Source organism: Leucobacter komagatae (assembly GCF_000834055.1).
In the GTDB taxonomy this organism is placed as follows: Bacteria; Actinomycetota; Actinomycetes; order Actinomycetales; family Microbacteriaceae; genus Leucobacter; species Leucobacter komagatae_A.
The window spans coordinates 1-10040 of the sequence record NZ_JXSQ01000048.1 but is presented as its reverse complement, the minus strand read 5'-3'; the positions used below and the strand labels follow the sequence as shown (position 1 = coordinate 10040).

At 59.8% G+C, this 10040-nt stretch carries 10 protein-coding genes; 4 read left to right on the top strand and 6 right to left on the bottom strand.

Going from position 1 to position 10040, the window contains the following annotated elements; genetic code table 11:
• The 6 genes from SD72_RS16270 to dnaA all read right to left on the bottom strand — a co-directional run.
• Positions 1 to 1418: DNA gyrase subunit A (locus SD72_RS16270; RefSeq protein WP_332307514.1), on the bottom strand; the 1418-nt coding region annotated here is incomplete at its 3' end.
• Between the two features lie 70 nt (positions 1419 to 1488).
• Entirely contained in the window at positions 1489 to 3480 is a 1992-nt protein-coding gene (gene gyrB / locus SD72_RS16265) for a DNA topoisomerase (ATP-hydrolyzing) subunit B (protein WP_042545519.1), read from the bottom strand.
• Between the two features lie 174 nt (positions 3481 to 3654).
• A complete protein-coding gene (locus tag SD72_RS18405) occupies positions 3655 to 3984 on the bottom strand; it encodes a DUF721 domain-containing protein (RefSeq protein ID WP_232299833.1) in 330 nt (109 codons plus the stop codon).
• A gap of 148 nt (positions 3985 to 4132) precedes the next feature.
• The gene (gene recF / locus SD72_RS16255; protein ID WP_042545517.1) at positions 4133 to 5314 is read right to left on the bottom strand and encodes a DNA replication/repair protein RecF; all 1182 of its coding nucleotides are present in this window, start codon (positions 5312 to 5314) and stop codon (positions 4133 to 4135) included.
• Between the two features lie 3 nt (positions 5315 to 5317).
• On the bottom strand, positions 5318 to 6460 hold the full coding sequence (gene dnaN / locus SD72_RS16250; RefSeq protein ID WP_042545516.1) for a DNA polymerase III subunit beta: 1143 nt from the start codon (positions 6458 to 6460) through the stop codon (positions 5318 to 5320).
• Between the two features lie 346 nt (positions 6461 to 6806).
• Positions 6807 to 8225, bottom strand: coding sequence for a chromosomal replication initiator protein DnaA (dnaA, locus tag SD72_RS16245; RefSeq protein WP_042545515.1), 1419 nt, complete (start codon positions 8223 to 8225; stop codon positions 6807 to 6809).
• Positions 8226 to 8504: 279 nt separating this feature from the next.
• Between dnaA and rpmH the strand changes: the two genes are divergently transcribed.
• The 4 genes from rpmH to yidC all read left to right on the top strand — a co-directional run.
• A complete protein-coding gene (gene rpmH, locus SD72_RS16240) occupies positions 8505 to 8642 on the top strand; it encodes a 50S ribosomal protein L34 (RefSeq protein WP_042545514.1) in 138 nt (45 codons plus the stop codon).
• Positions 8643 to 8661: 19 nt separating this feature from the next.
• Complete coding sequence (rnpA, locus tag SD72_RS16235; RefSeq protein WP_084767293.1) at positions 8662 to 9009, top strand: ribonuclease P protein component; 348 nt, start codon at positions 8662 to 8664, stop codon at positions 9007 to 9009.
• A gap of 2 nt (positions 9010 to 9011) precedes the next feature.
• Positions 9012 to 9320 carry a membrane protein insertion efficiency factor YidD gene (gene yidD, locus SD72_RS16230; protein ID WP_042545513.1) on the top strand — a complete coding sequence of 103 codons (309 nt, stop codon included), beginning with the start codon at positions 9012 to 9014 and terminating at the stop codon, positions 9318 to 9320.
• A gap of 4 nt (positions 9321 to 9324) precedes the next feature.
• On the top strand, positions 9325 to 10040 hold a 716-nt coding region (gene yidC, locus SD72_RS16225), incomplete at its 3' end, for a membrane protein insertase YidC (protein WP_042545512.1).

Genomic DNA, 10040 nt, shown 5'->3' with positions numbered 1-10040 from the left:
CTGACAACCTCGTCGAGTTCCTCGACGATGATGCCCCGCTGAAGCTCGGGCGAAGCGAGGATTGCCTCGTACTCCTTGATCTGGGCTTCAAGCTTTGCAGCGAGATCGAGAATCTTCTGGCGCTCGAGCGCGGCGAGACGCCGCAGCTGCATAGCGAGGATCGCATCTGCCTGGATTTGGTCGACGTCCAACAGCGTCATGAGGCCCTCGCGAGCGTCATCTACCGTGGCAGAACGCCTGATCAGCGCGATAACTTCGTCGAGCGCGTCGAGCGCCTTCAGGTAGCCACGCTGAATGTGGGCTTCCGCTTCGGCCTTCTGCAGACGGTACTGTGTCCTGCGCACGATCACTTCGATCTGGTGCTTGACCCAGTACACGATGAAGCCGTCAATCGACAGCGTGCGCGGCACGCCGTCGACGATGGCAAGCATGTTCGCGCCGAAGTTCTCCTGCAGCTGCGTGTGCTTGTAGAGGTTGTTGAGCACAACCTTCGGGATGGCATCGCGCTTGAGCACGATGACCAACCGCTGGCCAGTGCGGCCACTGGTCTCATCGCGGATATCGGCGATGCCCTGAACCTTGCCATCCTTGACCAGGTCGGCGATCTTGACGGCGAGGTTGTCTGGGTTGACCTGGTAGGGAAGCTCAGTGACGACCAGGCAGTTGCGTCCCTGGATCTCCTCCATGTTCACAACCGCGCGCATCTTGATCGATCCGCGACCTGTTCGATACGCGTCGCGGATACCGCTCGTGCCGAGAATCTGGGCCCCCGTCGGGAAGTCGGGGCCCGAAATACGCTCAATGAGCGCCTCGAAGAGTTCCTCGCGGCTCGCATCGGGGTGCTCAAGGTGCCACTTGGCGCCTGAGGCCACTTCCCTGAGGTTGTGCGGCGGAATGTTCGTAGCCATACCGACTGCGATGCCTACGGAGCCGTTGACGAGCAGGTTGGGGAAGCGCGACGTGAGAACCGTCGGCTCCTGCGTCCGCCCGTCGTAGTTGTCTTGGAAATCGACGGTATCTTCGTCGATATCGCGCACCATTTCCATGGCGAGCGGAGACATCTTGGTCTCGGTATACCTGTGCGCGGCCGCGCCGTCGTTACCGGGGGAACCGAAGTTTCCCTGGCCGAGGGCGAGCGGGTACCGCAGCGACCACGGCTGCACCAGTCGTACGAGCGAGTCGTACACTGCTGTGTCGCCGTGCGGGTGGAACTGACCCATGACATCGCCGATAACGCGCGTGCACTTCGAGAATGCCTTGTCCGGTCGGTAGCCACCGTCATACATCGTGTAAATGACGCGCCTGTGCACCGGCTTGAGCCCGTCACGGACGTCTGGCAGCGCACGCCCTACGATCACGCTCATCGCATAATCAAGGTACGAACGCTGCATCTCAACGTTCAGCTCGACCTGGTCGATCTTCCCGTGATTTGCTTCGCCGCTCGGCGAGAATACGACCTCGTCTGAAGCGTCTTCTGGTGTGGTGTTTTCAGATGTCAAGGAAGCGCACGTCCTTCGCGTTCTGCTGAATAAAGCTGCGACGAGCCTCTACGTCTTCGCCCATCAGCGTGGAGAAGACTTCATCGGCGATCGCCGCATCGTCCATGGTCACCTGCAGCAGCGTGCGGGTGACGGGGTTCATTGTGGTCTCCCAGAGCTCCTCGTAGTTCATCTCACCAAGGCCCTTGTAGCGCTGTACACCGCTCTCCTTCTGGAGGCGGCGGCCAGCTGCGGCCCCAGCCTCAAGGGCAAGGTCGCGCTCTGCGTCGGTGTAGACGTACTCGTGCTCAGCGTTCGTCCACTTGATTCGATAGAGCGGAGGCTGTGCGAGGTAGACATATCCGAGATCGATGAGGGGGCGCATGTATCGGAACAACAGCGTGAGCAGCAGTGTTGTGATGTGCTGCCCGTCAACGTCAGCGTCTGCCATGAGAACGATCTTGTGGTAGCGGACCTTCTCAGGATCGAAGTCTTCGCCGATTCCAGCACCAAACGCCGTGATCATTGCCTGAACCTCTGCGTTCCCGAGCGCACGATCCAGTCGAGCCTTTTCAACGTTGAGGATCTTCCCTCTGAGCGGGAGAATTGCCTGCGTCTCTGGGTTTCTACCGGTCTTGGCAGAACCGCCTGCGGAGTCGCCCTCCACGATGAAGATTTCGGAAACCGTTGGGTCCTTGCTCGAGCAGTCCGAGAGCTTGCCTGGCATGCCGCCCGATTCGAGCAGCCCCTTGCGGCGAGCGGTCTCCCGCGCCTTGCGCGCTGCGAGCCGGGCTGTCGCCGCCTGAATCGACTTTCGAATGATGTCTTTGGCTGGGCCGGGGTTACGCTCGAACCAATCGCCGAGCTGATCGCCGACGACCTTCTGCACAAAGGCCTTTGCTTCGGTGTTTCCGAGCTTCGTCTTCGTCTGTCCCTCGAACTGGGGCTCCCCCAGCTTCACGGAAACCACGGCGGTGAGCCCCTCACGCACGTCCTCGCCAGACAGGTTCTCGTCCTTTTCGCGAATGATGTTCTTTTCGCGGGCGTACCGGTTCACCAGGGTCGTCAGCGCTGCACGGAAGCCCTCTTCGTGAGTTCCACCCTCGTGGGTGTTGATCGTGTTTGCGTAGGTGTGGACACTCTCAGAGTAGGAGTCTGTCCACTGCATCGCGATCTCGGCGGAGATCTTGCGTTCGGTGTCTTCGAGCTCAAACGAGATGATCTCTTCGTTGACAACCTGCGCGCGCTTTGCGTTGTTCAGGTGCTCGACGTAGTCCTGAATGCCGCGCTCATACATGAACTCCTCGGCAGGGAAGGGCGGCTGCACAAGCTCGCCGCTCTCGTTTTCGATCGGCTCCTGCGGGCGCTCGTCAGTGAGCGTGATCCGCAGGCCCTTGTTCAGGAACGCCATCTGCTGGAAGCGCGTACGGAGCGTGGTGTAGTCGAACTCCACGGTCTCGAAGATCTCCGGGCTTGGCCAGAACGAAATGGTCGTGCCCGTATCGTCCGCCGCCTCGCCCTGCGCAAGCGGGGCGTCGGGAACGGAGTTCGTGAAGGACATGTTCCACGTGAAACCTTGACGCTTTACCGCGACATCGAAGCGGCTAGAAAGCGCGTTCACGACAGAAGAGCCAACGCCGTGGAGGCCGCCAGAGACGGCGTAGCCGCCACCGCCGAACTTTCCGCCAGCGTGAAGCACGGTGAGTACGACCTCGACCGTTGATTTCCCCTCGGTCGGGTGCATGTCAACGGGGATGCCTCGACCGTTGTCGATGACACGCACTCCCCCGTCGGCGAGAATCGTGATGTTGATGGTGTCGCAGTGTCCCGCGAGCGCCTCATCAACCGAGTTGTCCACAATCTCGTAGACCAGGTGATGGAGTCCACGCGGCCCCGTCGACCCGATATACATGCCGGGACGCTTGCGGACGGCGTCGAGTCCCTCGAGGACCTGGATTTCTCCTGCGCCGTATTCTTCAGCCGCTGTCTGTTCTAAAGTCATATTGTGATGCACACTCTCCAGGTTTACCACGGGCCATTTTTGGCCTAGGGCACACTTCTACCTAACTCTATCAAGAATCGGCCCGCAGAGCGGCTGTTGTGGCCGCTGGGGGCCGAAATTTTTGAAGGATCGTCCCCTTTATTTTGTGCGCCATCGCTGTAATGGGCTGAGAAGCTATCCGTAGGTGTCTCGAGGCCCACGTCCAGGCACCACTCGCGGGCCGTGACGCCAGCTCGGCGCCCCGGGTGCCCGGAAGCGCATGTCCCGTATTTCGGAGTCTGGATACTCATTCAATAGCCTGGTGAGCATCTCCGCGCGCAATCGTCTGAGCTCCGTCGCCCAGGTCGTTGAATCGCACTGAATCTCAAGCACGCCATCGCGGATTCCGGTCACCGTTGTGTGTTCCGCGGTCGCTTCTCCGACGAAACCTGGCCACTCTTCGATAATCCTCGCCTGCTCAAGCTCACTCGACCAGCCCATGTCCATCACGACTGAAGCCAGCACCGACCCGAGATCCTTAGGGTCCCGCCCGGTCCCGAATGGTCGAGAGAGTCCCTCTTCGCCATCGCGCCGGCGTTTCTTGCGCTGGAGCTTGCCTCGCCACACACTCTTGGCCCGCAAGTAGGAGGCAGTTGCAAAGCTTTCACCTGCTTCACTCAACACCGTCACGCTCCCTGAGTGATCCTGCGTCGACCTCCACGCGATGCCATTGAAGCCCATCAGGAACGTCGCCCTCGACCGCAGCCGTCACGATTACCTGCTCAAAATCACTCACAACGGCCATCAGGCGCTCTCGCCTCCCCCGATCCAACTCGGCGAAGACGTCATCGAGGATGATTACGGGGTCTCCCGCAGGAGATTCCGACCGAATGACGGTCGCGAGCGCAATTTTCAATGCGAGCGCGAATGACCAAGACTCGCCGTGGCTGGCATATCCGCGAACGGGGAGGTCATTGAGGGTGAGCTCGAGGTCGTCTCGGTGCGGGCCAACAAGGGTTACCCCGCGCTCGAGTTCCCTCCCCCGCACCTCCGAGAGCGCCTCGCGGAACCTTGCGGACAGTGTTTCACGTGAAACAGGTGCGTTTTCTGAGTCAGGTGCCGGCTGCGTTTCACGTGAAACGTCGCGAGGCGATCCGCTCACCGACTCCGTCAAGCTCAAGCGCGGCCCGTGATCCTCGCCAACGAGGGCGGTGTAGGCCTCCGCGAGCGGTGCAGCCAGGTCGCGGACAAGTTCTTGTCTGGCGAGCATGATCCGCACCCCGTGCTCAACAAGCTGGTCGTCCCACACTTCGAGAGTCGCGAGCACCGCCGCGCTTCCTCGGGAACCGTGGCGGGCTGACTTCAATAAGGAGGTTCGTTGTCGCACCACCCGCTCGTAGTCGGCGAGTACTCCTGAGGCGACAGGGAGTCGAGCTGCGAGGGCGTCATCGAGGAATCGTCTGCGGCCTGCGGGCTCCCCCCGCACAATACTCAGGTCTTCCGGAGCGAACATCACCGACGTAAACCACCGCGTAAGCTCGCGGGCGCGAACGGAGTTGCCGTTCACCTGGGCCCGGTTTGGGCCCGTCCGGTTGAGTTGAGTTTCGAGCACAACGTCCCGCTCGCCGGCCGCGACCCTCATTCGGATGACTGCGGACTGTTGCCCGGCGCGGATCATTGCAGCGTCGCTAGAAACGCGATGCGATCTCAGCGTCGCGAAGTAGGAAATTGCCTCCGCGAGGTTCGTCTTTCCCTGACCATTGCGGCCAACGATGAGATTCGCCCCGGCGTGGAGCGTGAGCTCGGCCGCCCTGTAGTTCCGAAAGTCGCCAAGCGAAAGATGAGCGACCCTCATTGACTACCGCAGTAGGAGATTGGGCTGCAACAGGTACCGGAAGCTCGCATCGTCGGCCTCATCGCGGCTGCGCTGACTCGTAATGAGCACGGGCCCAGGCTTGCCCGGGTTGTCCGTGCGGGTGAAAGCGATGCGTGCAAACTCGGAATGCGTAGAGCGGAGACCGTCAAGCAAGAACTGCGGCTTCAGGGAAACCACCATCTCGTCACCCATGAGGTGCACGTCGACACTTTCAACAGCCTGTGCGGACTCTGTGCCAGCGGCTTCAAGCATCACGGCGCCCTCAGCAAAGGAAAAACGCAGAGCAGCTTCGCGCTCAAGGACCAGGCCGACGCGACCTACGGCCTCAATGAGCTCGGCAGTGTTGACCACGGCGTAGTTGTCAACGTTTTCCGGGAACAGACGCCCAACAGGCGGATAGTTTCCCTTGATCAGGAGCGACGTCACCGTCTTGGAGCCCCCGGTGAACGCAACGAGCTCACGTTCGCCGTCCTTGACGATCGTAATCCGCACCTCGCCATCGTTTGCGAAGGTCTTGCCAACTTCGGTGACAATCTTTGACGGGACGAGTGCGGTGAGGTGCTCACCGGCTCCACGGTCTTCCCAATCGAGCCCGCGTGTCGCAACGCGGTAGCGGTCAGTGGCCGTGAGTGTGAGCGTGTTCTCGGAAACCTCGAACTGGACACCCGTGATCACGGGCGTAACGTCATCCTTCGACGCGGCAAGTGAGACCTGAGCTACGGCATCGGCAAAGTCTTGTGCTGGAACTGCGCCTGAGACGGAGTCGACAACGGGTACCTGCGGGTACTCCTCGACCGGCATCGCCGGGAGGCTAAAGGACGCGCTGCCGCAACGAACCTCGACACGGCTCTCGAGCAGCGACACCTGAACGTCCGCGTGTGGCAAGCGCTGAGCGATTTCGCCAAGAAGGCGGCCAGAAACCAACGCGCGTCCAGCTTCGCTTACTTCCGCAACAACGCCAGTGCGTGCGGATACCTCGTAGTCAAATGACGAGATGGTGAGTTCGGCGTCTTCAGCGTGAAGCAGCACTCCACTCAGCAGCGGCTGTGTCGGGCGCTGAGGAAGCAACTTCACCGCGAACGACACTGCGTCGCTGAACACGTCCCGGTTGACGGTGAATCGCATGTGTTTTCCCTTCGTAGGCGCTCCTGGCGCCAGCCCCACAATCTTTGCACACCTTGTGGTTTGGTGAAACCGGAGGGGCGAAGCGGAGCGTGATTGAGTGTCTGACAAGAATTAGAAAACTTGTAATAGTAATAAGCCCTGTGGAAACTGTGGATAACTTCACACTTTCCATACGGAGCATGAAAACTACACCGGTGTGACTTGTTTGTAAGCCGTGGATAGCTGCAGATCGGCATGAAGACGGCGAAGTTACAAAAACTCCCGATTCCACAGGCCACCCTGCCATCCTCCACAAATTTGAGAAGTTATCCACAGTTATCCACAGGCGGCTGTGGGTTGTGGATGATTATCGGCCGTTCTGCCTTACTCTCGTGGTGAGTTCGGTGACCTGGTTGTACACGGAACGGCGCTCTGTGATGAGCTGTGCGATCTTCTTGTGGGCGTACATCACGGTCGTGTGATCACGCCCGCCGAAGAGTTGACCGATCTTCGGCAACGACAGTTGGGTGAGCTCGCGGCAGAGGTACATTGCGATCTGACGCGCGAGCGCTATCTGTTGCGCGCGCGACGGGCCGTAGAGCTCATCGACAGAGAGATCGAAGTACTCGGCGGTGCGGCTGATGATGTCCGTTGGCTGGACCTCGTTGTCGCTATCGATCGAGATGAGGTCCTTGAGCACAGTCTTGACGAGCGGCATGTCGATGCGCTGCCTGTTGAGGTTTGCATAGGCGGTGACGCGGATGAGCGTGCCTTCGAGCTCACGGATGTTCGAGGAGAACTTTGACGCGATGAACTCAAGAATCGCGTCATCGACGTCAAGGTTTTCGCGCTGGGCCTTCTTTCGAAGGATGGCGATACGCGTCTCAAGGTCGGGTGCCTGAATATCGGTGAGCAGGCCCCACTCGAAGCGTGAGGTGATGCGTTCTTCGAACCCACGCAGCTGCTTCGGCTGGACATCACTGGTGATGACCACCTGCTTGTTGTGGCTGTGCAGCGTGTTGAAGGTGTGGAAGAAGGCTTCCTGGGTCTCAGCCTTGCCCTCAAGGAACTGGATGTCGTCCACCAGCAGCACGTCAACGTTGCGATACCGGTCTTGGAACTGGGCACCCTGGTTGTTCGCGATCGAGTTGATGAAGTCGTTCGTGAAATCCTCTGAGCTCACGTACCGCACGCGGATTTCAGGAAACAGTTCACGCGAGTAGTGACCGATTGCGTGCAGCAAGTGGGTCTTCCCCAGGCCAGAATCCCCGTAGATGAACAACGGATTGTACGACTGAGCAGGAGATTCGGAGACCGCGAGCGCTGCGGCGTGTGCGAGGCGGTTCGACTGGCCGATCACAAATGAGTCGAAATCGTACTTCTCGTTGAGGTGGGGGTCTTCGACTGGCGCCGCCGCGGCGTGCCGGCTCCGCGGCTCCTGGATGGGGCGCTCAGGACGTGAGACTGCCGGTGTGAGGAAGTCGTGGCGGTCGAAGGCCTCGGGTTCGGGAGCGGGGACCGCGTCCTCGTCGACAATCACGACAAAGTTGTCGATGCTCTCCGCGGTGACAATGCCTGCGAGCGCACCCATGATCGGGGGGCGCAGGCGGCCGTCGAGCAGCTTGAGGGTGAAATCCGTCTGTACGGCCAGGTACAGCGTTCCTGCCGCTACCCCGCGTGGGGTAGCCAGGAGAAGCTGCGCCCCATACACGGGTCCAACGGAAAGATCAGCGTTCACATGGCGCTTGATCTCTTCCCAGAGTTCGTTGAGTTCTTCGTCAGACATCTACTTCTTCTTGGTGCTTCATGGGGCAGTTCGGGCAAGGTTATCCACAGCTAAGTGTAACCATTGGCGCGAATTCTATGCGCTCACACGCACATTATCCACAGGTCGAGAGTCGGCTGTAAGTAACTCCAAGAAGACTCGACTTTGACGGGGGCACATTATCGGCGTAAAGTAAGTACCTTGTATGGGCAGCAGCTCCTTTGACGCTTGCCCAAAAGCCGACTTTCCCTGGGTCGTGAACCCTGGGGATTCATACCATAAGTCACGGAGTCCTGAACTATGAGCAAGCGCACTTTCCAGCCAAACAACCGCCGTCGCGCCAAGGTGCACGGTTTCCGCAGCCGTATGCGCACTCGCGCGGGTCGCGCCATCATCACCGCGCGCCGCGGCAAGGGCCGCACCAAGCTTTCCGCGTAGTTCCGGCCGTCGAGTCATCATGCCGGCAAGGCATCATCGTGTGACTCGTGGCGAGGACTATCGCCGGGTTGTGAGAACGGGGAACCGCGTAGGTGGTGCTTATTGCATTACCTACGCGGTTCCCCGTTCTGCTGAAGAAACACATGAGCGACATGCTCGCTTCGGGTACATCATCTCGAAGGCGGTCGGCAACGCCGTCACGAGGAATCTTGTGCGGAGACGCATGAAGGCCATCACAGATGAGCTGATCCTTGAGGGCACCGTTGGTGCCGATATTGTGTTTCGCGCACTCCCGAAGGCTGCGCAGGCGAGCTTCGCTGAACTGCGACGCGAGATGCGTCGGGCCGTCGAACGGGCTCGGTCGTAACCATGAGACGTGTCGCGCTAGAACTGTGGCTCGCCCCGCGAAACCTGGCGATTCTCGTGATGAAGCTCTACCGGCGCCTTATTTCCCCCCTCTATGGCGAGGTCTGCAGGTATTATCCATCCTGTTCCCGGTACTCTATGGAGGCGTATCAGCAGCGTGGATTGCTCCTGGGCATAGCGCTGACGATCTGGCGGTTACTCCGCTGCAACCCGTTCAGCGCAGGTGGTATCGATGACGTACCGCAGCGCAGGGTCACGTACTTTGACATAAACTCCCGCGGATTTGTCCGCCCCCGCATCCGAAAGGCCTGATCCAGTGAACTTCTTCGAGACCATACTCTGGCCGCTCAGGTGGTTGGTTGAGGTCGTCCTCGTCCTCTGGCATCAGCTGTTCACAGCGATCGGGATGGATACCGCGGGCGGCGCCACCTGGGTTCTGTCAATTATCGGCTTGGTGATTGTCGTGCGTTCCGCACTGATCCCCGTCACCGTTCGCCAGATCAAGTCACAGCGCCGAATGATGGACATTCAGCCTGAGATGAAGAAGGTCCAGGCGAAGTACAAGGGCAAGAAAGACCAGTTCTCGCGCGAGGCCATGAGCCGCGAGACGATGGCGCTCTACAAGAAGCACGGGACGAACCCTTTTGCGTCGTGCCTCCCGATCCTCATTCAGATGCCGATCTTCTTCTCGCTGTTCTACGTGCTCCGCAAGGCGTCTGAGAACACCGTCGGAATCGGCCTCATGAACCGTGAGCTCACGGATAGCTTCAACCAGGCAACGATTTTCGGTGCTCCACTGAAGATGAACTTCACCCAGGGTTGGGAGTCGCAGAACTGGGTAGTCGTTGGCCTCCTCGGCGCGATCGTCATTCTCATGATCGCCTCACAGTTCTTCACTCAGCTGCAGATCATGTCGAAGAACGTTTCTGACGAGACGAAGAACTCACCGATGTACCGCCAGCAGAAGATTCTGCTCTACATCATCCCCTTCGCCTTCCTGTTCTCCGGCGTCACCTTCCCGCTCGCGCTCAA